Below are 23,382 nucleotides of genomic sequence, written 5' to 3'. Positions count from 1 at the left end.
CATAAATCTTTTATCCAGGTCTACAATCAATTTGCCAGATCCTATACAAAGAACATTAGTGCAGATAATAATATTGGTTTCAATAGAGGTCGAATAAAACTCGACTTGGGGTTTAGATTTTGAATCTAACGGATGAAGAACCTCTGGCCAAAATCCAAATCCAGAACTGAAAATTTTAGTACGTATAGGTTTAGCAGACTTGAAAAAACGCCTGAGCCACAAAAACAAAAAGTTTCATTTCAATTGAAATCATCTTTTGTGAAAATATCAAGAATGGTCGTTGATCAGAGACCGAGCAATTTCAATCTCCCGAACGAGCTGGGCACATGAAAATCCGGTTCCTCCGTCATAGGGTCTACCCATGTGATCCAAACAAACTCCGATTCGTTGACCGGGAAATGTCCCAAATTCCGGCAATCTCCCCTGTAAATTCCAGCCCCAATAGCTCCATTCTTCAAAATATCAAGATCTTGCAAGGATTTTAAACTGACTTTCAGCTCCACCCAATACCCGGAATCCGTTCGACCAGCTTTGGCAGATAGGTGACCTTCCGGCCACGACCATTCGTAATCAAACTTTCTATAAAAGGCCGCCGTATAATCCAGTATCCTACCATCAGGGTCGACTTCCAAACAGTAATAGGTCTTCAACAATGCATCTGTTTTGAAAAAGATTTCAACACGGTCGCCATGGACCACCTCCAGCTTATGGCCCGATATCTTTTGCACATGGACGGAGCTGTCCTCTACCCGATAATTCAGGTAAAGCCAGTCCTTGTCATGACAGGCTTTAAAGGCCGTTTTTTGAATAAATCCAGAATTCCAGGGCTGTTTGAAATCGGTCAAAATCGGCAGACTTTTCCAAAATCCATCTTTCACTGTCCCATCTGTTATGGCCCTAACCTCATATATATCAGCTGTATCTTCTCCCATGCAATAGAAATAATAAATTTGGCCAAGGTTCGATTCCCATATTGCCAATCAAATACCTAAAGTGGCCTACTTAAAACAAATCTTGAGGGCCAAATACGGTTTTTAACATAGAAAAATTCCCTCCATAACAAGTTTTGGGTCACTTTTCCCCTTAGCCTGAAAAAACATGTCTGAAAGATACGCATAGATTGAATCTTCGGAGGGGTTTATCCTATCTGTTTTGACCCTTTATGACCACCCTTATGTTTGGAAGCAGTTTTTGGTTCCCAAAAATTCCGAAGTTCAAAAAAATTTCAAATCAAACTCTGCCGCCTTGCCTTTTGCACGGCCTCAAGCTTGTTGTGCACTTGGAGTTTTTTGTAGATGTTTTCGATATGTTTTCGTACCGTGCTGGGCGAAAGAAAAAGGTTGCTGGCAATGACCGTATAGCTGAGCCCTTCGGACAGTTGTTCCAGCACTTCCCGCTCCCGAACACTCAATTCGACCAAGTCTTCCGTTATGGTCAACGATTCCTGTTTTTCAGGATAGCGCAACAATCTTAGTGTTTTTACGGCAATGGAGGGACTCATCGCCGCACCTCCCGAAATAGTCTCTTTGATGGCGCTATACAGTTTGTCCGCTTCCACTTCCTTGAGCAAGTAGCCATCGGCCCCTGCGCGAATGGCATTGAAAATGTTCTCGTCATTGTCAAAAACGGTCAGCATGAGCACCTTGATGTGCGGGTATTTTTGTTTCATGATATGGACCGTCTCTATCCCGTCCAAAATGGGCATTTCAATGTCCATGAGCACTAGGTCCAGATTATGGCTCTTTTCCAGCTTGGCCAAAAGTTCACTGCCATTGTACACCATGTATTTGATGTCCAAATCGGTATATTCGACAAGTTTTTCACGGATGGCCCTTGCCAAAAATGTATTGTCATCCACTATTGCCAACTTGATCTTGCCCATAGATTTGTCTTTAAATTTGGGTTTACACGTTCACCTTTAGCTCCACCTTGGTCCCTTTCCCCAGTTCACTGGTCTGTTTAAAATCAATCCCTGCTTTCTGGGCACGGTTGCGCATGATCTGGAGACCATTCCCTGTTGATTCTTTCGTCATATCGAAACCTTTGCCCTGATCTTCGACCATAATTTCCACCTGATTGTCCTGTTCCACAAAGGTGACGGCGATTTCGGTGCTTTCCGAATGCTTCACTGCATTGTTCACCGACTCTTGAATGATCCTGAACAGGTTCATCCCCACAAAGGCATTGAGCACCTTATTGGTCGGGTTCCCCTCGATGCGCACCCTGATCTTATCATCCGTGGCCTCATGGACGGTCGCGGCCAATTGCTGGGTGCGTTCCCGGATGTCTTCCAAACTGATTTCGTCCTTGTTCATGGCCCAAATGGTATCCCGCAGTTCGGAAATGGTCACCAGGGAAAATTGCTTCATTTGGGTGAGCTTTTCCATAAGGAAAACTTCGCCCTTATCGATTCCTCTTTTGGCGGAATCGGTGATAGTGGTCAAATAGGTGAGCTGGGAACCAATATTATCATGCAGGTCGCGGGCAATCCGGATGCGTTGTTCCTTTAGGTTCTCCTGGGCCTTGGCTTCGGCCATGGCCTTTTCCAGGGCTGTCTCCCTTGCCAAGTTTTTTGTCCTGATCTTCTGTTCCCGGAACACCACAAATCCTACAATGAGCAGTATTGCCAAAAGACCGCCGCTGCCGATCAGCATATTGTTGCGTTTTTTAATGGACAGTTCACTTTCGACCAGTTCGTTCTGTTGGCGAAGGATTTCGTTTTCCTTTTGCTCGGTCTCGTACTTTTCCTTCAGGTTGAGCACTTCCTTGGCCCTTTCCAAACCCTGCAGACTGTCAAGCACCTCATTATGTATTTGTAGGTAACCATACGCATCCTTGTACTTTCCCATACTTTCACTTACGGATGACAGGGTCTTCGATAGTTCCACCTGTGCCAAAACAAGTTCATGCTCCAATGCTTGGTCATAGGCCTCCAGTGCGAGGTTTTCTGCTTCTTGGTACTTACCCTGCATCATGAGTGTTTTGGCCAGGTCATTTTTAAGATGGACGACCACATACCAATCTCCCTTTTCTTGCTGTATTTCCAGGGCCTGAGCAAAGTATTCCTTCGCTTTGTCCAATTCGTTCAGACCTTGATACCCATATCCCAAATTATAAAGTGGTGCCGCTGATTCAAATGGCGCGCCCAATGCATTAAAACTGCGGTACGATTTATCGGAGTATTCTATGACTTTTTCGTAATCTTTAAAGTGCAGATAAACACTGGCCAGATTATTATAGGTCAGTGCCACGTAATACTCATGCCCCAATTGCTGGTATAGTTCCAGGGCCTTCTGAAAATAGTCCTTTGAGAGTTCCCATTCATTGACAGCTTGGTATCTACTGCCCAAATTATTGAGGCTTCCGGCTATCCAAATGGAATCTTGGGAAGCCTCAAACTCTTTCAGCGCATTTAATTGATAGGCAACCGATTTGTCCACTTCACCTGTTTTTTCGTAAGCATTGGACATATTGGTATAAAGTGCCCCTATGGCAAAATGGTCTTCTGAACTTTCAATGGGCGGCAAAGCATCTTGGTAGTATTTTAGGGCTTGATCAGAATTGCCTTTCCCGTTCTCGAGTATCCCGAACGATACCAACATCCTTGCCTTCAGGTATTCATTTTGTTGTCTTTCGGCTTCGGTATGGGCCAATTCAATATAATACCAAGCACTGTCATAATCTATGGAACGAAACTTCATCCCTATATCTTTCAGTGCCATTACCTTGTCCTCGCCCGATTTTTCCTTGAGTTCGGCCTTTAAATCCTGTATTTGTTCTTCCAAGCTTTGGGCCGAAAGCGGTGCACAACAGGTCAGCATCAATGCCAGTACAAGCGGTAGCGTATAAATGTGTTTTATCGAGGACATTTTCTAAAAATAGCATAATTTTTCAGGCCAGACGTACTTATTTTTTCAAATTTAATCGGCCTTGTCCGCCAGTTTTTGTACCACGGCATCCAAGTAAGCATTCAACCCTTTTTCGGCACCTTCCAAATATTTTTTGGGATCACACTTTACAATGGAATAATTGGCCTTTTCCTGATGGTCCACACTCCACACGCGAAGCACGCCCATATCGGTTCCCAATTTGTCCCTGTCCGGGGTTTGGGCCACATCGAATTTTTGTCGCTCCATGACCCCGGAGACCTCGACCCCTCCACGTGGGACAAAATGGCCCATATCGAACATGATGCTGCTTTCCTCACTGATGACAAAGGTTGTCTCCGCTTTTACCCTGGCATTTCCGGCATGACGGTTCAGCGTTCTTGAAACCTCGCTTTGACTGTCCTCAAAAACATTCACCACCAGAACGACCTTGTTGAAGATAAAATCGGTTTTTTGGTTCACTACCCTGTTTTCCGTGTTCCCTGCATAATCGGCAAAGCCTGCAAGGGGTATTGCATCCTTGCCCATGGTCCTGAACGGGACCACAAACTTCTGGGTGGTGGGCCTGGTGAGGATGGTACCGAATTCCTTCCCTTTTTCAGGTCCTTGGCCTGCTGTGAGTTCCCATCTTTTCTCACGGTTCTTTTCATAGGCTTTGTTGTTCCAGAGTTCTTCGATAGGGGCAATCTCAAAACCTTTGGATTTCAAATCCGCCACATAGTCCTGAAAGAGCTGGTCCGTCAATTTTTGGAGGTCGTCGGGGTCAAGGCCATCCAACACCAAGGTGAGGGATGCCTTTGCATCGCCCTTGAGTCCTCCTCTCCATAGCTTGCCCCCTTTTTTGGAGTCTTCAAGACTAAGGGCCGTTTGGTAATTCACCTGGAAATCGGAAATCACTATCCTTTTGGGGCTCTTTCTGTAGCTCAAATTGGCGGGGCCCAATGTTTTGATTTTTACTTCACCCACATTTTGGGCAGAAATGGTAAGGATGGCAAACAGGAACAGTACCATCGAACATCTTATTTTCATCATTTGTTTTTTTTAGTTTGACTTGTTATTTCATATTAAGGACAAACATAGACCCGAACCCTTTGGCAGTCAATACGGCAATTGCCGTAAAGTGCCCCATAATCCCCGATCAGACATCAAAATAAAAATAGCTGAGGATACCCATCCCAAATGATGCACCTATTAAAATGGCGTTGATGCGGCGCAACTTCGGGTTCAGGTTTTTGGATATGGCGTACCCCTGCAAACCGATGGCCAAAACCAATACCGGCAAACTGATGTACAGGTTAAAGAGATAGAACCATAACCAACCAGTGCAAAATGCCCAAGTGGCCAAAGCCGAGGTCAGCGGGGGAATATAGCGGTCCATTCGCCCCACGGATTCATCGGGAAAGCGGAAATACAGAAAAGTGGAAAGCAACAACATGGGCCCGATCAATGCAATCAACAATAAAACAATCCCCATCATAAATCATCGGTTTGGTCGGTGTGGCATTATACCAAATAGCATTCTTCTTGGTCCATGGTCAACAGACTGAGGGGCACATCCCCAAATTGGGTCTTGAAAATGGTGATCCCGTCCCCCACCGAAAGTTTATCGTACAGCACGGTGTTCACCACCAAGGTTCCAGCCGTTGTCCGTATTCTATTGGCGTTGGTCCTGCGGTTGGAGGTGATGGTGAGTTTGTCCTCCACCAAGGCCGCCACTCCTTTTTTATGTGCACTTAAGGTATCCCTCCGATAGTTTCCATGGCTCCTAAAGAGTTTATAGCCTTGGTACAAGGGCACCACCCAAAGTGGAAAGAGAAATACCGCAAACCCCCAAAGGCCGCTCATCCATAACAAAATACCCACAGAAACAAACGGGGCGGCAACGTACAAACGCCGTTTCAAAGTTGCGTACCAAATTCTTTTGAGGGCCTCAATATCCTTTTGAGAGTATCGGGTATGTGGAATCCGCTTTTCCAGAAAACGCTGTCTTTCACTGTTTGGAGCGGGAACCATTTCAGCATCGGGTCGAGGGATCGTTTCAAGGCTCAGGGTCTTTTTGGATTTGGGCGCCCTGTCCATCACCACATGCATCCCTACCTTTACTTTGGTATATTCCCGATAGTCCACCGAAAACTCCTCATCATCCACATAGAGGTAATAGTGTCTAGTGGTCCTGGCTTTTCCTCCCGATCCCGATCCACTACCCGTGGTCTGTACATTGAGCCTTTTGTCCGTTATCTTTCCCGAGATGCGATGTTTTATCCCTCGTCTTAGGTCGATAGCTGTGGTCCCGATCATATAGGCGATGATGCCAAAAAAGAACAGGCAAAAACCAATGAACACATACAGCACAATGGCATCTCCGGCAAAACTGTTCTTGAAATCCTTGAACACAAAGGAAATGAACAGCAGGAACATCCCGATCACGGCCACAGGGAATACCAGCATGGCAAACAGTTGTCGCCTGAGTTTTTTGATATCAGCGGGCTCTAGCGGTAATTTTTCCTTTAGGGGCATGAAATAGGTCTTTGCGGGATGTTATCAATACCCGGTGTAGATGAAAGGTGCCCAAAAATAAGGGTGGGTCTGGTCGCCGTACACCCCTTTGATAAAGTTTCGTTTCACTTCGGCCAAGGCCTTGGGTGTTGCCATGCTCTTGTTGAACATCCTATCATAGAGTTCCACGCTCAAAAACATGGTTCCCGAATCGCTCACGCTCCACAGGGAGGTCAATGTGCTGTTCACCCCGGCGTTGAAAAGCGCTTGGTTGAGTCCCTTGATGCCATCCCCCGGTGACTCAATGCCCAAGGCTGTCTGGCAGGCGCTCAGCATTACAAAATCGATGGGCAGGTTCAGTTTTTCCACTTCGCCCACGACGAGCATGCCATCTTCGCCATCCACAGGATTAGGTTTCACCGTCATGGCAAAGGCGCTCAGATCGAACACATAGGGGTGCACACTGGCATGACTGGAAAGATGGAGTGCCCTATACTTGCCCAATTCATTGGCTTTACTCATCCGTTTGAGTTCATTCTCCGTCATCATATCATCGAGTCGGGTGTCCGTAAGCGGTACTTGTTTCTGAATCAATACCACCTCGTTTCTTCCTCCCTGCAAAAAGCTCATGGGTTCTTTCCCTTGAAAGGTAGCAAAGGCATAGTCCAAGGGCAGCCCTTTTTCCAGGTCTTCGCGAACCCGATACCGCAACTTTTCAAGGTCGCCGATGGAGCTTAAAGGTGCCTTGGGAGCTGCATGTAGCTCGTAGGTGGCCCCTCCAAAGGCCAAAACATTCTTTTCAAACTTCTTTTTGGGTTGCTTTCTGAGGCTGTACAGCAAAGAGGCATTCGGAATGTAACCCATCTCGAAACGCTCGGCCAAGTAACGGCCCTGACCATCCACCAAGACATCAAAAGGAATGGTGCCCGTCAATCCTTCGGGACTGATGGTGAGCTTGGTGATGCCCTGCAATTTGTTCTCCAAACCATCAATAAAAGTGATATAAAATCGACGTAGCAGGTCCGGCACCTTCTCTTTTTGATAGAACACATATTGCCCATCCACTACCTTTGCCTCCATGTGCTTACGAAGATACTGGGTCATCAATTTGAACTCCCCTTGGCCAAACATCCCCGTTTTTCTTGCCTTGGCCCCCGTGAAATAATCCAGATTGGGTCGGCGAAATTCGTTTTTGGCCATTTCCTTTTCCAATACGATGAGTTCCTTGTCATCAGACAACAGATCGGTAAAGGCCCCAGCAGATCTATTGTATTTTACGGTGACATCATTCTTGCGTACCAAACACATCAAATAGGTACCCTCATAGGTACTTCCTTTGGAGACATCGATGAAGGATAGATAGGCTTCATTGGCTCCCAAAACGGACTGAAGCTCTTTCAAAGGAAGTTGCTTTATCGTGCTCCTTTTATCGTTCAAAAGGGAATAGGATCGGTTGGATTCGATGACGTCGTAAATTTTATCGAACTGCCCGGTCTCATAATAGGTGGCCGCCAAATTACCGTTTATCCGTTGGAACTTGTCCAAATAGCCCCTTTGGGCCAAGATGGACAGGCCTTCCAGTATTTTAACTTCCTCTTCCCTGGCTTTTTCAAATTGTAGGGCGGCCTCCGCATATTTTTTAAGTCCCACCAATGTCAATCCGTCATTATAGGCATTGCCCGATAAGACCACAGCCCCTTCACCAAGAATATTTTCCGTGGTGGACAGCCCGTCCGTCACAAAAGCAGCATAAGTCTGGTTTTCAATCCCGGGAATTTTTAGGAACTCCTGGGCCTTTTTGCGTATGGCCTTGCCTTTTTCCACATCCTTGTTGAAGGCGTATGCACGTAGCAACACATAATAGGCCTCGGCGACATATTCGGGCGATTTCAGCTTGGGCAATAGATTGATGTAGCCATCCGCAATTTGGGCTGCCTCGTCATATTTTTGCTGCTCGGTCAGGGCCATGACCGTGTAGAAATAGGTTTTTGCCAACACGGCGGTGGAGGGCGCCTTGCCTTTGAGCTGATCGATCATGAAGCTACTGGATGACAACACCTTATCCCACCGTTTTAAAGCCGCCTGCACCCGTGCCAATCTTAAAAAAGCCCTATACCTTAAGGGCAAGGAATAATTTTTCTGGTCAAAAACGATCTTTTCGAGATGCGGTTCCAATTTTTGTCCAAAGGAAAAATTGACTTTTTCCGACAACTGGGCCATAAAAACCAAGGCTTCGGTATAAAGCGCTCTGGAAATCAAACCTTCTTCCACTGCTTTTTCGGCATTTACCCAATCGGCCAGTATTTTTTCAGCAGTTGCATTCTGGGCAATGTCTTCATAAGTGGCACCTAGACTGGTGGCCAGGTTTTCAAAAGTGGCCTTGGCCCGTGCAATGCTCCGGTTGTTATAGTCCGATAGAAATCCGTTCGCCAGCTGCACTGTTGTGGACAATTGGGGGTATTTGGCCAAGGAATTCACATAGTCGCTCAATGCCTGTTGGTCCCGTTGCATGGTTGCCTGATCTTGGCCCACGGCCTGCATGTTTTCCAAAAAGAGTTTGGCCTCAGTTGGCCTATTGGCAAATACGGAATAGGTGAACCCATAAAAGCCCGTTTCGGGGTTATAACTGTCAAAGGCCATGGCCCATTGTGAGAACATCACGGCATCATCGGGTCTATTGTTTCCATAGAGGGCACTGGCCATCCAACCAAAGGTTTTGGAATTTTCAGGATATACCTCCAAAAGTTCCCCTGCGGATACCAATCGTGCATTAAGGTTTTTTACCCTTCCTGCCTCCACATAGGCGGCATAGCTGGGATGTGCGGTTGGATCGCTTGGTGGGATGGTCACTTGGGACCAACTTAGGACATGGATGAACAAGAACGCCAAGAAGATGGAATTTCGCATGATGATTTGTTTGGTTTAAAAGAATGGTTGTTTGGGTTAAAAGGAAGTCGTTGATTGGCCATCCTTATAGATGGCGGCCTCGTGGGTATTGTTCTGGTTCTTTTTCAGGTATTGACCGCTCAGGGTGCCCTTTTGCATTTGCATGATTTCCCTGCTTCCATCAAAATGCCATATCATTTGGAGACCATCCATCGTTCCTTCACTGTATTCCGCAAAGACTATTTTATTTCCGGTCATCAAGAATTCCATGGTCATCCCGTTCATTTGGCCATTTTTCCAATTGCTGTAAACGGCATCGTTGCCGTTGACCTTGACCCCCTTGCCATTTTCGCAGTTGCCCATCACACATGGCGAAACGCCCGTGGTGACCAACGGACTGTTGCTGACATGCGTATCATTTTGGTAATCCCTGAACTCATATCCCGATTTGTTCCTGATCACATGCAGTCCTTCCCGTTTACCATCCACAAACAACCCAAAGGCATACATGTTCCCTTCGCTCTCGTAGCTGAAGAAACCTTCTTTCTTTCCATTTTTGAAAATGCCCCAATACTTACCAAAGTCGCCGGTCTGGTTTCCAACTCCCTGCAAAAGCTGATTTTCGTGGAAACCGACCTGATATCCAATTTCCTTGTTGCCTTCCGAAAGTGTAGCAAAGCCATAACCGTTTTGGCAATCGCCTTTGACACATTTTATGTTTTGTTGGGCAGTTGCAGCGAAGGTTGAAAGTGCTACAAAGGCCAAGATCAATTTCAATTTTCCCATGGTATTGGTTGTTAAAATGGTTATGGCACAAACCTAATGGGAAATGGAAATTGACTCAATACGGCAATTGACGTATATCGGTCAAACAACTTTTTTTCGAAGAAATGGAAAAGAAGACCCAACACATAAAAACAAAACAGCCGATGTAAACCATCGGCTGAATTTGATTCAAATAATAGTGTGCTATACTCAGGACAAAATACCATACAAAAGGGCTGCCAGGGCACAACCCATAATCGGGCCTATCACTGGAACCCAAGAATAGCCCCAATCACTCCCTTCCTTCTTTCTAATGGGAAGCAAGGCATGCACGATCCTAGGACCAAGGTCACGTGCAGGATTGATGGCATAGCCCGTGGTACCACCAAGGGCAAGTCCTATCACAAACACCAAAAGGGATACGGGAACAGCTCCCAAAGACCCCATTCCCATGGGCACTTGGGCATCTCCTTCACCCAAAAGGGGATCACTGAAGTAAAAGATGACAAAAATGAGGGCAAAGGTGCCCACAACCTCACTCAATAAATTGGACGGCCAATCCCTGATGGCCGGAGCCGTACAAAAAGTGGCCCTTTTGCCTCCGGCATCATCAGTCCTACGGTAATGGTTGCGGTATAAGGCCCAAACCATGAAAGCTCCCAACATCGCCCCTAGCATTTGGGCCAAGATGTAGGAGGGCACCAATTGCCATGAAAATTTACCTGCGATGGCCAAGCCAATGGAAACGGCGGGATTGAGGTGGGCACCGCTATAGGGTCCGGCCACGACCACACCGATAAAAACTGCCAAGGCCCAGCCCGTGGTGATCACGATCCAGCCACTATTGTTTCCTTTGGTATCCTGTAGGACCACATTGGCCACTACCCCATTACCCATGAGGATCAGAAAAAAAGTCCCGATGACCTCTGCTATAAATGCTGTCATTTGAATATCGTTTTACTTATTGTTAGACCAGTAACTGGTGGTATTGATGGCCCTGTGCCACTGCCCAACGTGCTCCTTCACATTAAAGTCACCATTGGGCTCAAATTCAGTTTTCACGTTCCATTGCCTTTTGATCTGCTCCACATCGTCCCACAAACCAATGCCCAATCCCGCCAAATAGGCCGCACCCAATGCCGTAATCTCCGAGGTTTCCGGTTTTACGATACCACATTGCAATACATCGGATTGGAATTGCATCAAAAAACGATTGGCGGTTGCCCCGCCATCGACCCGAAGCTCTTTGATCTCAATATCCGCATCCGCCTCCATGGCCTTCAACACATCATAAGTCTGAAAGGCAATACTTTCCAAGGCCGCACGGGCAATATGGCCCGATGTGGTCCCCCTAGTTATGCCCACAATGGTTCCACGGGCATGTTGATCCCAATGGGGTGCGCCCAATCCGGTAAAAGCGGGGACAAAACTGACGCCACCATTATCCTCGGTATTGTTTATCAATTCTTCAATCTCTGGCGCGGAATGGATGATACCCAATCCGTCCCTCAACCATTGCACCACGGCCCCAGCTATAAAGATGCTGCCCTCCAAGGCATATACCACCTCATCCCCTATCTTCCACGCGAGGGTGGTGAGCAGCTTGTTCCTGGAAATGATGGGTTTGTCACCAATGTTCATCAACATGAAACAACCTGTTCCATAGGTATTCTTTACCATTCCGGGTTCGGTACACATTTGCCCGAACAAGGCAGCATGCTGATCTCCAGCAACACCTGTTATGGGAATTTTTCTAGAGAATATTGCCCCTGAGGTAGTGGCCAGAGCACCACTGGAATCACATACTTCTGGCAACATATTTTTTGGAATGCCGAAAAGTTCCAACAACTCATCGTCCCATGAAAGGGTGTGGATATTGTACAAAAGGTATCTTGAGGCATTGGTGCTGTCGGTGATATGTTTTTCTCCTTGGGTGAAGTTCCATATCAACCAAGAGTCGATGGTACCAAGAGCCAATTGCCCTGCTTCCGCCTTTTCACGGGCACCTTCCACATGGTCCAAGATCCATTTCACTTTGGTCGCCACAAAATAGGCATCGATTACCAGACCGGTCTTTTCCCTGATCATCGGTTCATGGCCTTGGGCAATGAGTTCATCACAATAGTCTGATGTCCGTCTATCCTGCCACACAATGGCATTGTAAATGGGCTCACCTGTTGTTCTGTCCCAAACGACCGTGGTTTCCCTTTGGTTGGTTATCCCTATGGCGGCCAGGTCCTCTGTTTTGATCTTGGACAGGGAGACCACTTCCGCGGCCACTCCAATTTGTGATGATAGGATTTCATTGGCATCATGTTCCACCCATCCTGGTTTGGGGAATATCTGCCTAAACTCTTTTTGGGCTATGCTGATGGTTTTCCCATTCTGATCAAAGATCAAAGCCCGTGAACTTGTGGTGCCCTGGTCAAGGGCAAGAATATAGTTTGACATGTTTGATAGTTATTTATGTATGTTCTATTCAACCTTTTGTAATCTGCCGGAGGCCAAAACCTCACCCAGCCTGGGATCCACGAGGTAATTTTTTGCTATACCCTGGAAATCCCGTATTTGTCCGTCCACCCAATCCTTGTCCTTGTTCATTTCTTCGGCCATAATATTGGCGACCAGCGGGGCCAATTTCATGGCTGCCCTGGCATTTAGGAACAGGATACGCAATCGGCGGGCCAATATATCGTCGACCGTCCGGGCCATTTCATAGCGGACCGCCCAGACCACTTCCGCAGCGGTAAAGGAAAAGTCAGGGTGCAATTGATAATCCAAATCTGGGTTCTCCCTTTTGAGTTGTGCAATTCCTTTCGCATCAGATCCATAAAAAGGTATTGCGCCATCTTCAACCGGTGCATTGGAATACCCATGTATCTTCAATGCCTTTGTCTGGCACGGTCCCGTTGACAGGCCACCCACCGCTATGGCCTCATCTACCGTATCCTCGGCCATTTTCCTGTAGGTGGTCCACTTTCCTCCTGTAATGGTAATCAATTGGGAAGCAGTGACCTTGAGTTTGTGGTCCCTGGAAATTTCCTTGGTGCCCACTTCCTTGTTTTCTGGAAGCACCAAGGGCCTAAGACCAACAAATACACTGAGTACATCATCTTCCGTGGGTACTTGTTTCAGATAATCCTTGAGGGTGTCCAAAATGAAATCGATTTCTTCCCTTAATGGCTTTGGTTCCAATTGATGACGATCTAAAGGCGTATCCGTAGTGCCCACCAAAAGATGGCCATGCCAAGGAACGGCAAAAAGCACCCTTCCATCGGAAGTGGCCGGAATCATAAGGGCATGTTCACTCTTAAGAAAGGATTGGGGCAATACCAAGTGGATTCCCTGGCTTACTTTCAATAGTGTGTTGGCTTCAGGGTTGTCCATTTTTAGAATATCATCCACAAAAACCCCTGTGGCGTTGATGACAACCTTGGCCCGCACATCATAAGTCTTCCCTGTTTCCACATCGGTGACCACCACGCCATTTACCTTTCCCTCTATATCCTTTTTCAAATGTTCGACCTTCATGTAGTTGAGCAGCACTCCTCCTTGTTCAATACTGGTCTGCGCCAAATTGACGGCCAAACGGGCATCATCGAACTGTCCGTCATAATACTGCACACCGCCATTTAATTTCTTCGGATTCAAATTGTCCATCTGTTTCAGCATGGTGTGTCGCTTGAGCAGGGAGGTGCCGCCCATCCTGAACTTTCGGGCCATCCAGTCATATATCTTCAACCCAAAGCCGTAAAAATATTTTTCCCACCAACGATAACTAGGGATGATAAAGGACAAGGGGCTGACCAGATGCGGGGCATTCTTTAGCATAAGCCCCCTTTCATGTAAAGCCTCGAACACCAATTTAATGTTTCCTTGGGCCAGATAGCGCACTCCACCATGCGCCAACTTGGTACTTCGGCTAGAGGTTCCTTTGGCAAAATCGGACTGTTCAAAGAGTACGGTGTTCAAACCGCGTGAGCTGGCATCAAGTGCCACACCAAGTCCGGTAGCCCCTCCGCCTATGACCAGAACATCCCATACTTGCTGTTCCTTCTCTATTTTTTCCAACAATTGACTTCGGTCAAAGAAAGTTTCCTTTGGTTCTTTTTTCATGTATAATTAGAAATAAATCGAAACAAATGTAACACAAAGACAACGTTAAAATAACAGAAATGCAAAAAAAAATCCGTAAACTGCCAAAATTGTATTTGTTTTTATTTTTTTTTGTTACTTTCGTAATCGTTAATAATATCTTAAGCATTTAAAAAACCAACTACTTAAACTAAATTTTAGGAATCCAATGAAAAAAAGTTATGTGTATTTGCTCTTGTGCAGCCTGCTCTCTTTCTCGGTTTGGTCCCAAGAAAATCAAATCAAGGGTGTAGTGACCGACCAAACTGGTGTGCCCCTACCCGGAGCCTCGATAGTTGAACAAGGCACTCCCAATGGTGTCGTTTCCGATTTTGATGGACAGTTCAGTCTAACTCCCTCTAAAAACCAGATCGTCCTTGAGATTTCTTATGTCGGGTACAAAACCCTAGAGGTTTCTGCACGGGCGGGTTCTTTCCAAGAAATCACCTTAGAAGAGGATGCCAGCGAGCTCGATGAAGTTGTGGTCACAGCACTCAACATAACCCGTGAGGAAAAATCATTGGGGTATGCCGTTGCCAAAGTGGAAGGTGAGGAAGTCACCAAATCCGTATCCGGAAACTGGATGAACGGTATGTCCGGCAAGGTGCCGGGACTGTTCTTTGCCCAAGCGGGATCTGGCCCAAGTGGTTCCATCCGAGTTACCCTCAGGGGCGACCAGTCGTTGAACTATGGCGGCAACGAGGCACTTATTGTAGTGGATGGGGTGCCCATCAGCTCAGGTATGACAGCCACCCGTGCCGTAAGTAACTATGCGCAAGCCGATGCTCCTGTGGATTTTGGCGATGGGTTGAGCGATATCAACCCCGAGGACATTGAGTCCGTATCAGTGCTCAAAGGTCCTGCAGCAGCAGCCCTCTATGGCTCACGGGCAGCGAATGGAGCCATCATGATCACCACCAAATCAGGTAAAAAAGGAAAGGGACTGGGCATTACCATCAATACCACCGTCAGCTTTGAACAAGCCGGGTTCTTCCCCGATTTCCAAACAGAATATGGAAATGGTTCCGATATGGGCGAACAACCGTATTCCCTTTGGGAATTGACAGAAGATATGGTCCCTGATGGCGTGGCAACCAACAGACATTACTCCAGATATACCTTTGGAGAGCGGTTCGACCCAAACAAGATGCGCTACCTGTACGCTTCCAAAAACTGGGAGACCGGGACATTCTCCAAACTACCTTGGGTATATCAAGACGATTGGTATACCGGCCTTTTCCAAACAGGAGTTACTACCATCAATACCGTGAGCATCAATGGAAACAACGGCGAAGGGACTTCCAGTAGACTTTCCATCACCGATTTCAAAAATGATTGGATCATGCCCAACACAGGGTTTGATCGTCAATCGGTATCCTTGGCGTTCAATACACCGATCAATGATTGGATTTCCTTGAATTCCAAGGTCAATTACTACCGAAAGAGAAGTGACAACATGCCCGGGGGAGGTTATGATGAATCCAATCCCATGTATGCCTTGATCTGGGGCTTCAACGTGAACAGTATGGATGATTGGAAAAACGAATATTTTGATGGCCGGTACAATTTTGTGAATTGGTCCTCGGAGGGAGAAAATGGACAAGGTCTGGTATTCCCTTCCGCAAATTCATACAACCCCTACCGTACCCTGTATGAGGCCCTTAGCGCCCATGATAAAAATAGGGTGTTCGGGAACATTGGCCTGAACTTTGATCTTGGGCACGGCCTTTCATTGGACCTACGCTCAGGTCTGGACTGGTCCACGGAGTTTAGGACACAACGTAGGCCTTTTTACACAACCGACTATCCAAATGGTTTTTATAGGGAACAAACTGTGCGTTATTTGGAGAACAACAACGACTTCATGTTGCGTTATGAGAACAACGACATGGCTGATGGAAAGTTCACTCTCTCTGCCTTTGTGGGCGGAAACAATAGGGTGAACGAATATTACAACAGCAGGATCACCTTGGAACAATTGGGTGAAGAAGGCATCTACCACACCACCAACTTGCCCACAGGGGTCAACCCGGACAACTACAACTATAGGAGCAAAAAGGTCGTGAACAGTTTTTACGGCATGTTGTCTTTGGGCTGGGACGACACTTACTTTTTGGATGTTACCGCACGTAATGACTGGTCCAGCACCTTGTCCCCAGGCAATTGGTCGTTCTTCTATCCTTCTGTGGCGGCAAGTGTCCTTGTTGACAAAGTCCTTGACTTCCAGACCAACGCCCCTTGGATAGATTTCACCAAGTTGCGTTTTTCATGGGCCAACGTGGGTAACGATACCGGAGCCTACTCGTTGTCCCAACCTTACGGAAATACTTCTTTTCCAGGAGGATATGTACTACCAGGAACCATTCGGAACCCACTCATCAAACCGGAGAACATTGAAAGTTGGGAAGTGGGACTTGAGGCCAAGTTCTTCAAAAACCGATTGTCATTTGACATCACAAAATATTATTCCTCTACCACAGACCAGATTGTGTCCGTTAATGTGGACCAAATTACCGGTGCGACCGGCAGGATCATCAATGCCGGGGAAATTACCAATGAAGGTATTGAAATTGCTGCCCGTTTTGTCCCGATACGTACCAAGGATTTTGAATGGTCATTCGATGCCAACTGGTCCAAGAACAACAACACGTTGGTAAGCTTGCAGGAAGGTTGGGATCCTGAGGAACCCCTACAGACCGATATGGGTACGACCATTGGTGGCAGGGTCTATGTCTACTCCTATTTGGGCGGGGAAATGCACAACATCTATGGACGTGGGTTTCAAAGAGCACCAGAAGGAGCCACTTATATCGATGAAAATGGGGAAACAGTTGATGCTTCCGGGATGCACATTGTAAATTCCCAAGGATACCCTGTCCTGGATGAATCTCCAGACCGTGAGATCGCAAAAGTAAACCCCGATTGGAGAGGCGGTATGACGCAACGTTTCAGATACAAAAACCTTTCCCTATCCGCATCTTTTTCAGCACAGATGGGAGGAAGCGCTTATTCTGTGACCAATTTTGCCCTTTCGTATCAAGGAAAACTAAAAAACTCCTTGGAAGGTCGGTATGACGGATTGGTCCATGAAGGGGTCAATGTAGTGGAGAACACGGACGGCACCGTTACCTATACCAAGAACACAACGGTAACGGAAAACATCCAAACCTATTACAACGCCTACATCTGGAACAGGAACAATACAGAGATGAACACCTTCAGCACAGACTTCTTGAAGTTGAGGGAGCTACGATTGGACTATCAGATGCCACGAAAAATAATGGAGAGTACAGGCATATTTCAGGACATGAGCTTTGGAATCTTTGCGACCAATGTGTTTTGTTGGACCGATTTCCCCCAATACGACCCTGAAACAGGGATGTTGAACGGATCCAACATCATGATGGGTATCGAGTCCGTGACCTTTCCAATGACCCGTACATACGGTCTAAATGTTAAACTTTCATTCTAATCATAAAGCATGAAAACGTTGAAAAAAACAGCACTACTTATAGGAATCTTGGTACTCACCTGGGCGTGTACCGACAATTTTGAAGAAACCAACACAGACCCCAACAGGACCAATGTAGGGGACATACAGGCCAGTGGGATGTTTGAGCCCCTTCTGTACAACGGGGCCAATGCCTGGCAGAACTATACCTGGTTCTGGAACAATGAGCTCATCCAGTTCACGGCCTTCACCGGCGGGACCACCCGCCAAGAGCACCGTTATTTCATCAGTGATGCCAACTGGCAAAGCGTATGGAACTTTTATGCACGATATGCCAACAATGCATTGCACATGCACGATTTGAGCATTGAGCAGGAAGACCCATCCTTGGAAGCCATTTCCATCACATTGAAAGTATTGTACCTATCCAACCTAACGGACATCTTTGGGGATATCCCCTACTCCGAGGCCTTTTTGGCCCTATCGGATGAAGGGGTGATCAAACCCAAGTTCGATTCCCAAGAAGAGGTGTACCGACAAATGTTCGCCGAACTGGAAGAGGCCAATGGCATTTATGCCACCAACCCAACGTTCATCAAACCCGCTTTGGATGGCATGTATGGCGGCTCCATGAACCAGTGGCGTAAATTCAACAATTCCCTCTACCTACGCCTATTGAACCGTGTAAGTGGAAGAAGCTCCATGAACTCAGGGAGCAAAATGACCGAAATCCTGAACAATCCATCAAGGTATCCTGTCTTTACTTCCAATGATGACAATGCCACCGTTGTTTTCTCAGGAAGTGACCCATATCGAAGTGAATTCAACAATACCAATGAGGGTAGCTTTACCAGCTCAGGAAGAAAGCTCACGGAACAACTCATCAAAATGACCGTTCTGACCAATGAAACTGACGAGCAGATCTATGAAGATCCCCGATTGGCGATTTACGGAAAGAAAAATCCGAACACAGACCCCAATCTTCCCTTTGTATGGAAGGGCACCGTGGCCGGCTGTACAGAGTCTGAACAAAGTGATGTGGACAGAGGTACTTCCTGGCTCAATGCGGCCGTTTTCTGCCGTGCCGATGCCCCTGGCTTTTTCATGGATTATGCCGAAGTACAGTTCATCTTTGCAGAAGCCGCGCTAAAAGGTTTGATTCCCGGTGGAGAAGCAATGGCTCGACAATATTATGAATCGGCCGTTACGGCTTCCATCGAAAAATGGGCGCCACTTGGCCAGTATAGCGAAACACCTGTGACCATTTCCAATGAGGACATCACCGCCTTTTTGGCATCGGACTTGGCATCATGGGACAGTTTGGGGAACAAGGAAGAGCTCATCGCCAACCAAAAGTTCCTCGCCCTCTTCTGGGTGGGCATGGAAGCCTACCATGAATACAGACGTACTGGCTATCCCGAACTCACCATAGGTGACGGGGCCATTTACAACGACTTTATATTGCCAACCCGATTCGCCTACCCAAACACGACCATGGCCACCAATGGCGAAAATGCCCAAGAAGCATTGAGCCGAATGGGCGGGGAAAACAACATGAAAACACCCGTATGGTGGAGCAAGGAAGCCATTGAACAGTAAAATAAACAGCCAACAAACATTTAGATAAAATCTCAAAATGATGTATAATAAAAATAGTATAGCGAAATCGTTCCCGAAGTTGTTTTGGGTATTAGTCGTTTCCTGCTTCGTTGCCGTGTCCTGTGATGACGACAACGGAGGAGAAAGCATGGGCGAACCCTATTTTATGATCGAGGAAGACCCCACCTCCCTTTCCGTGAGTGTGGAGGGCATCAGCCAAAAATATGTGGTACGTTCCAACAGGGATTGGAAAGTGGTGGCCCAATCCGATAACGATTGGGTAGAAGCATTTCCCAACGAAGGGGACAATGACGGTATATTCAGGTTCAATGTGGACCCCAATGACTCTTTCGAAGACAGGACCGCCAATTTCGCCTTTGTGGTAGACGGACAAGAACAGCCCGTTCTGTTCCGGATAGACCAAGAGGCCAATGTGCCCTACATCACCATTCTCAATGCCGAGAATGGCATCTCTGTGCCATCAGCCGGAGGCGAGGTGAACATTGCATTGGAGACTAATGTAGAATGGACGTACATACTGGACGATGAAAGCTGGATCACAGGGGTGGAACAATCCGAAAACGCCTTGATACTGCAAGCGGAGAAAAATACAGGCTTGGAACGAAGCATCACTCTCACCATCCAATCAACCACCAATGGCCTTTTGGAAGAAGTAGAGATCACGCAGTCTGCCGGCAATGTTATCCTGGAAGAAGATTTCAGCTGGCTTACCTATGGAAACAGAATTTTTTATGAGACGGCAGGTGAAAAGCGTATTGATGATGGGTGGACCGAGGAAGAATTAGCCCGAGGCTGGACAAGTACCGAGAACACCTTTACCAGCAACCAAAAAGTGGTCTATGCACGTCCAGGGTTTGTGAAACTCGGCAAGACCAACTATGGTGGCGACCTTATCTCTCCCCCACTGGCAGCACTGGATGGACCTACCGACGTACAGGTCACCTTCAAGGCCGTTCCGTATGAGACGGCAGGTGGAACCCAAGATGACAATAATCTTATAGTGGGTGTTGTAGGCCCTGGGACTACCAGCGTTCCTTCTTTCACCGTCAGCAATTACCCTGATTATGATGCCGATCCCGATTGTGTCCTGATATGGGAAGACGAGAGCAGCACCTACACTTTCACCATTACAGGAGCAACCGCCGAGACACAACTGCGTTTTCTTGGAGGAGCCTTTGACCTGAATGGTGTAGGAGCGGGCAAGAACAGGATCTTTATCGACGACATCAAAGTAGTAATCATCAACTAGGCATATCCAATGAAGCATACCCGTAGAAAGTTCGTAAAAACCGGTATTGGAGGTCTCGCCTCCATCACCACTCTAAACATCCCTTTTTTTGGATTGATTGCCTGCAGTTCCGATAGTAATAATGACGTCCCCCCGAACAATGGCCTGGGCATCACCGGGGTCTCCGTACCTCCGGTGATCAATGCCTCGGCCGGGAGTGAGTTCACCCTAAATGGAAAAGGATTCAAGGTCGGCGACCAGATTGAATGGATCTCCACTTTGGATGGCTCCAAAACCTTCACCACGTCCATTGGCTCCACCACTGAAGCATCAGCGACTTTTACGCTGCCCACCGAAATGCCATCAGGCGGATACCGTTTGGTACTCTCCCGAAGTGGGGAAACCTTGGCATTGGGAACCGTTCAACTGAACATCGTAGCCGAGTCCGACATTCCGGATATTGAAGGGATGACCATCAAGGGAATTGTATTCAGCAACGGCGTTGGAGTATCCGGCGTTGTGGTCTCCGATGGCCATGAGGTCACCACTACAGACGAGGATGGTATCTATTATCTGCCTTCCAACAAAGCATCTGGATTTGTTTTCATCTCCGTGCCTGGAAACTACGAAGTTCCTGCCAATGGTAATGCGCCCCAATTCTTCAAACGGCTCACCACCAGTACCGGAACAGTGGAACAGCACGATTTCTCGTTGATCGAGACCGACAATGCAGAGCATGTGGTATTGACCATGGCCGATTGGCATCTGGCCAACCGAAACAACGATTTGGAACAGTTCCAGAATATGGTGCTGCCCGATGTGAATGCCATGATCGATTCGCACACCGCAGCAGGTAAAAAAATATATGTGCTCACCCTTGGCGACATGACCTGGGACCTCTATTGGTACAGCAATGGTTTTGGGCTCAACGACTATATCCCATACATGAACCAATTGCATTCCCCCGTGTTCAACGTGATCGGCAACCACGATTATGACCCCTACTTCGCCAACGATCGCTTAGCCGAAGATCGGTACAGGAACATTTTGGGCCCGACCTATTATTCCTTCAATCTGGGCCAGATCCATTATGTGGTGCTCGATGATGTGGAATATTTGAACTCGGGCGGTTCACAGGGAACCGTTGGAAGCCGCAATTATAGGGAACGTTTGTCCACCGAACAGTTGGAATGGCTGAAAAAGGATCTGGCCATGATCACCGACAAGAGCACTCCTATTGTGATTGCAACACACACGCCTGTGTATGGCAACCCTTCACTGGACGGTAGCGGAAATCAGGTCAACGCCTATAAATTGGACAATGCACCGGAACTCATGGCCAGCCTTCAAGAGTTCACAACGGTGCACATTCTTACGGGTCACACCCATATCAACTTCACTGTTGAGGAAGAACCTGGCATTATGGAGCACAACACCGCCGCCATTTGCGCCACTTGGTGGTGGACAGGCCGCGAAGGTTATGCTGGAAACCATATCTGCAAGGACGGGAGCCCGGGAGGATATGGGATTTGGGAAATCAATGGCAACCAAATGCAGTGGCAATACAAGAGCATTGGTTTTGATACCGATTATCAGTTCCGTGCCTACGATTTGAACACAATCCACATTACGGCGGCCGAGTTTGCACCGAACGCTTCGGAAGATGATATGGCCCAATATGCCGGACCCTATGCCCAGCCCAACTCCAGCAATGAGGTTTTGATCAATATCTGGGGCTATGATGACCAATGGCAAATCGAGGTAAGCGAGAACGGGCAACCTTTGGATATTTCCAGGGTCAAAACGTTGGATCCGCTGCACATCATTTCCTATGAAGCCAAGAGATTGAACGTTGGTGCACAACCCACAGGGTCTTTCACGACCAATGAAACGGCTCACCTGTTCAAGGTTCGGGCATCAGCACCAGATACTACTCTGGAGATTCGGGTGACCGATCGTTTTGGTAGGGTCTATACCGAAAGTATGGAACGCCCAAAGGCATTTTCAACAGCCATAACCTGATCCAATCCATTCGCATTGATTAAATTACAGACATTTCAATAATCATTATGAAATTAACATCCATTTATTCTCAATTGATAAGACGGGGGGCATTTTTAATGCTCCCCCTCCTACTTTCAAACATATCCTGCTCACAAGAAACGGGTGCGGAAACCCGTGTCATCGCCCACAGGGGAGCATGGAAAACACAGGGTCTGCCCGAAAACTCCATCGCCGCATTGAAACATGCCATCGAGTTGGGCTATTATGGGGCCGAGTTTGACGTCCACATGACCTTGGACAGTGTTCCGGTCGTAAACCATGATGCAGACTTTATGGGGATGGACATTGAGCATACCAATTATGCCGATTTGCTGTCCGTTTCCCTTCCAAACGGTGAAAAAATCCCTACGTTGGAAGCTTATCTGAAGGAAGGGCTCCAACAGGACAAGACCCGTATGATCCTGGAAATCAAGAAAGCCCCCTCGGGCAAGGGACACACCCTGCTACTGACCGAAAAGGCCGTGGCCTTGGTAAAGCAACTGGGGGGTGAGGATCAGGTGGAGTACATCACTTTTGATTTTGACGCAGGGGTTTTGGTCAGCCAATTGACACCTGGGTCCGAAGTGGCTTATCTCAATGGCGACCTGGCACCCTCCGAGGCCAAGAAATCGGGATACACCAGCATTGATTACAACATCAAAGTCTATCGGAACCATCCTGAATGGATCGAGGAGGCACACAAGGAAAACATGACCGTCAATGTTTGGACCGTAAATACGGAGGAAGACATGATGGACATGATCCAGAAAAAGGTCGACTTCATTACCACCAATGAGCCAGAGCGGCTTTTTGACCTTTTGTCAGCACAAAAATAGTTAGCAATTCTGATTTTTGATTCCGGGCAGAATTCT

At 47.2% G+C, this 23,382-nt stretch carries 16 protein-coding genes; 5 read left to right on the top strand and 11 right to left on the bottom strand.

Annotated features, from left to right (window positions below; translation table 11 throughout):
• Positions 1-284: 284 nt before the first annotated feature.
• From FOT42_RS10225 to FOT42_RS10175, 11 genes are all read right to left on the bottom strand, one after another.
• Complete coding sequence (locus FOT42_RS10225) at positions 285-932, bottom strand: carbohydrate-binding family 9-like protein (RefSeq protein WP_151890478.1); 648 nt, start codon at positions 930-932, stop codon at positions 285-287.
• Positions 933-1,225: 293 nt separating this feature from the next.
• Positions 1,226-1,882 (bottom strand): response regulator, encoded by a 657-nt coding sequence (locus FOT42_RS10220; protein ID WP_151890477.1) that lies wholly within the window; start codon positions 1,880-1,882, stop codon positions 1,226-1,228.
• A gap of 22 nt (positions 1,883-1,904) precedes the next feature.
• Positions 1,905-3,869, bottom strand: a complete 1,965-nt coding sequence (locus FOT42_RS10215; RefSeq protein WP_151890476.1) for a tetratricopeptide repeat-containing sensor histidine kinase — start codon at positions 3,867-3,869, stop codon at positions 1,905-1,907.
• Positions 3,870-3,920: 51 nt separating this feature from the next.
• Positions 3,921-4,916 (bottom strand): hypothetical protein, encoded by a 996-nt coding sequence (locus FOT42_RS10210; protein ID WP_226789856.1) that lies wholly within the window; start codon positions 4,914-4,916, stop codon positions 3,921-3,923.
• A 109-nt stretch (positions 4,917-5,025) separates the two neighbouring features.
• A complete protein-coding gene (locus FOT42_RS10205) occupies positions 5,026-5,364 on the bottom strand; it encodes a hypothetical protein (protein ID WP_151890474.1) in 339 nt (112 codons plus the stop codon).
• A 26-nt stretch (positions 5,365-5,390) separates the two neighbouring features.
• Entirely contained in the window at positions 5,391-6,404 is a 1,014-nt protein-coding gene (locus FOT42_RS10200; RefSeq protein ID WP_151890473.1) for a hypothetical protein, read from the bottom strand.
• Positions 6,405-6,428: 24 nt separating this feature from the next.
• The gene (locus FOT42_RS10195) at positions 6,429-9,290 is read right to left on the bottom strand and encodes a CHAT domain-containing protein (protein ID WP_151890472.1); all 2,862 of its coding nucleotides are present in this window, start codon (positions 9,288-9,290) and stop codon (positions 6,429-6,431) included.
• A gap of 36 nt (positions 9,291-9,326) precedes the next feature.
• Entirely contained in the window at positions 9,327-10,055 is a 729-nt protein-coding gene (locus FOT42_RS10190; protein ID WP_151890471.1) for a hypothetical protein, read from the bottom strand.
• A 189-nt stretch (positions 10,056-10,244) separates the two neighbouring features.
• On the bottom strand, positions 10,245-10,979 hold the full coding sequence (locus tag FOT42_RS10185; protein ID WP_151890470.1) for an MIP/aquaporin family protein: 735 nt from the start codon (positions 10,977-10,979) through the stop codon (positions 10,245-10,247).
• A gap of 12 nt (positions 10,980-10,991) precedes the next feature.
• The gene (gene glpK, locus FOT42_RS10180; RefSeq protein ID WP_151890469.1) at positions 10,992-12,485 is read right to left on the bottom strand and encodes a glycerol kinase GlpK; all 1,494 of its coding nucleotides are present in this window, start codon (positions 12,483-12,485) and stop codon (positions 10,992-10,994) included.
• Positions 12,486-12,509: 24 nt separating this feature from the next.
• Positions 12,510-14,150: a glycerol-3-phosphate dehydrogenase/oxidase gene (locus FOT42_RS10175; protein ID WP_151890468.1), complete on the bottom strand. Its 1,641-nt coding sequence runs from the start codon at positions 14,148-14,150 to the stop codon at positions 12,510-12,512.
• Between the two features lie 187 nt (positions 14,151-14,337).
• Here FOT42_RS10175 and FOT42_RS10170 point away from each other — a divergent pair, with 187 nt between their 5' ends.
• The 5 genes from FOT42_RS10170 (at position 14,338) to FOT42_RS10150 (ending at position 23,346) form a co-directional block, all read left to right on the top strand.
• Positions 14,338-17,640, top strand: coding sequence for a SusC/RagA family TonB-linked outer membrane protein (locus tag FOT42_RS10170; RefSeq protein ID WP_151890467.1), 3,303 nt, complete (start codon positions 14,338-14,340; stop codon positions 17,638-17,640).
• A 9-nt stretch (positions 17,641-17,649) separates the two neighbouring features.
• On the top strand, positions 17,650-19,218 hold the full coding sequence (locus FOT42_RS10165; protein WP_151890466.1) for a SusD/RagB family nutrient-binding outer membrane lipoprotein: 1,569 nt from the start codon (positions 17,650-17,652) through the stop codon (positions 19,216-19,218).
• A gap of 37 nt (positions 19,219-19,255) precedes the next feature.
• Positions 19,256-20,488 carry a BACON domain-containing protein gene (locus FOT42_RS10160; protein ID WP_151890465.1) on the top strand — a complete coding sequence of 411 codons (1,233 nt, stop codon included), beginning with the start codon at positions 19,256-19,258 and terminating at the stop codon, positions 20,486-20,488.
• 9 nt (positions 20,489-20,497) lie between these two features.
• Positions 20,498-22,489, top strand: a complete 1,992-nt coding sequence (locus FOT42_RS10155; protein WP_151890464.1) for a calcineurin-like phosphoesterase C-terminal domain-containing protein — start codon at positions 20,498-20,500, stop codon at positions 22,487-22,489.
• Positions 22,490-22,587: 98 nt separating this feature from the next.
• A complete protein-coding gene (locus FOT42_RS10150) occupies positions 22,588-23,346 on the top strand; it encodes a glycerophosphodiester phosphodiesterase (RefSeq protein WP_151890463.1) in 759 nt (252 codons plus the stop codon).
• The last annotated feature ends 36 nt before the right edge of the window (positions 23,347-23,382 follow it).

It is taken from the genome of Flagellimonas hadalis (assembly GCF_007785775.2).
Lineage (GTDB): Bacteria > Bacteroidota > Bacteroidia > Flavobacteriales > Flavobacteriaceae > Flagellimonas > Flagellimonas hadalis.
The sequence above is the reverse complement of the archived record's forward strand: the minus strand, read 5'-3'. Positions and strand labels throughout refer to the sequence as shown.

What these genes read in the sequence shown, in the direction of transcription:
- FOT42_RS10225 (WP_151890478.1), bottom strand. Translation starts at nt 932, where the DNA reads ATGGGAGAAGATACAGCTGATATATATGAGGTTAGGGCCATAACAGAT.
- FOT42_RS10220 (WP_151890477.1), bottom strand. Translation starts at nt 1,882, where the DNA reads ATGGGCAAGATCAAGTTGGCAATAGTGGATGACAATACATTTTTGGCA.
- FOT42_RS10215 (WP_151890476.1), bottom strand. Translation starts at nt 3,869, where the DNA reads ATGTCCTCGATAAAACACATTTATACGCTACCGCTTGTACTGGCATTG.
- FOT42_RS10210 (WP_226789856.1), bottom strand. Translation starts at nt 4,916, where the DNA reads ATGAAAATAAGATGTTCGATGGTACTGTTCCTGTTTGCCATCCTTACC.
- FOT42_RS10205 (WP_151890474.1), bottom strand. Translation starts at nt 5,364, where the DNA reads ATGATGGGGATTGTTTTATTGTTGATTGCATTGATCGGGCCCATGTTG.
- FOT42_RS10200 (WP_151890473.1), bottom strand. Translation starts at nt 6,404, where the DNA reads ATGCCCCTAAAGGAAAAATTACCGCTAGAGCCCGCTGATATCAAAAAA.
- FOT42_RS10195 (WP_151890472.1), bottom strand. Translation starts at nt 9,290, where the DNA reads ATGCGAAATTCCATCTTCTTGGCGTTCTTGTTCATCCATGTCCTAAGT.
- FOT42_RS10190 (WP_151890471.1), bottom strand. Translation starts at nt 10,055, where the DNA reads ATGGGAAAATTGAAATTGATCTTGGCCTTTGTAGCACTTTCAACCTTC.
- FOT42_RS10185 (WP_151890470.1), bottom strand. Translation starts at nt 10,979, where the DNA reads ATGACAGCATTTATAGCAGAGGTCATCGGGACTTTTTTTCTGATCCTC.
- glpK (WP_151890469.1), bottom strand. Translation starts at nt 12,485, where the DNA reads ATGTCAAACTATATTCTTGCCCTTGACCAGGGCACCACAAGTTCACGG.
- FOT42_RS10175 (WP_151890468.1), bottom strand. Translation starts at nt 14,150, where the DNA reads ATGAAAAAAGAACCAAAGGAAACTTTCTTTGACCGAAGTCAATTGTTG.
- FOT42_RS10170 (WP_151890467.1), top strand. Translation starts at nt 14,338, where the DNA reads ATGAAAAAAAGTTATGTGTATTTGCTCTTGTGCAGCCTGCTCTCTTTC.
- FOT42_RS10165 (WP_151890466.1), top strand. Translation starts at nt 17,650, where the DNA reads ATGAAAACGTTGAAAAAAACAGCACTACTTATAGGAATCTTGGTACTC.
- FOT42_RS10160 (WP_151890465.1), top strand. Translation starts at nt 19,256, where the DNA reads ATGATGTATAATAAAAATAGTATAGCGAAATCGTTCCCGAAGTTGTTT.
- FOT42_RS10155 (WP_151890464.1), top strand. Translation starts at nt 20,498, where the DNA reads ATGAAGCATACCCGTAGAAAGTTCGTAAAAACCGGTATTGGAGGTCTC.
- FOT42_RS10150 (WP_151890463.1), top strand. Translation starts at nt 22,588, where the DNA reads ATGCTCCCCCTCCTACTTTCAAACATATCCTGCTCACAAGAAACGGGT.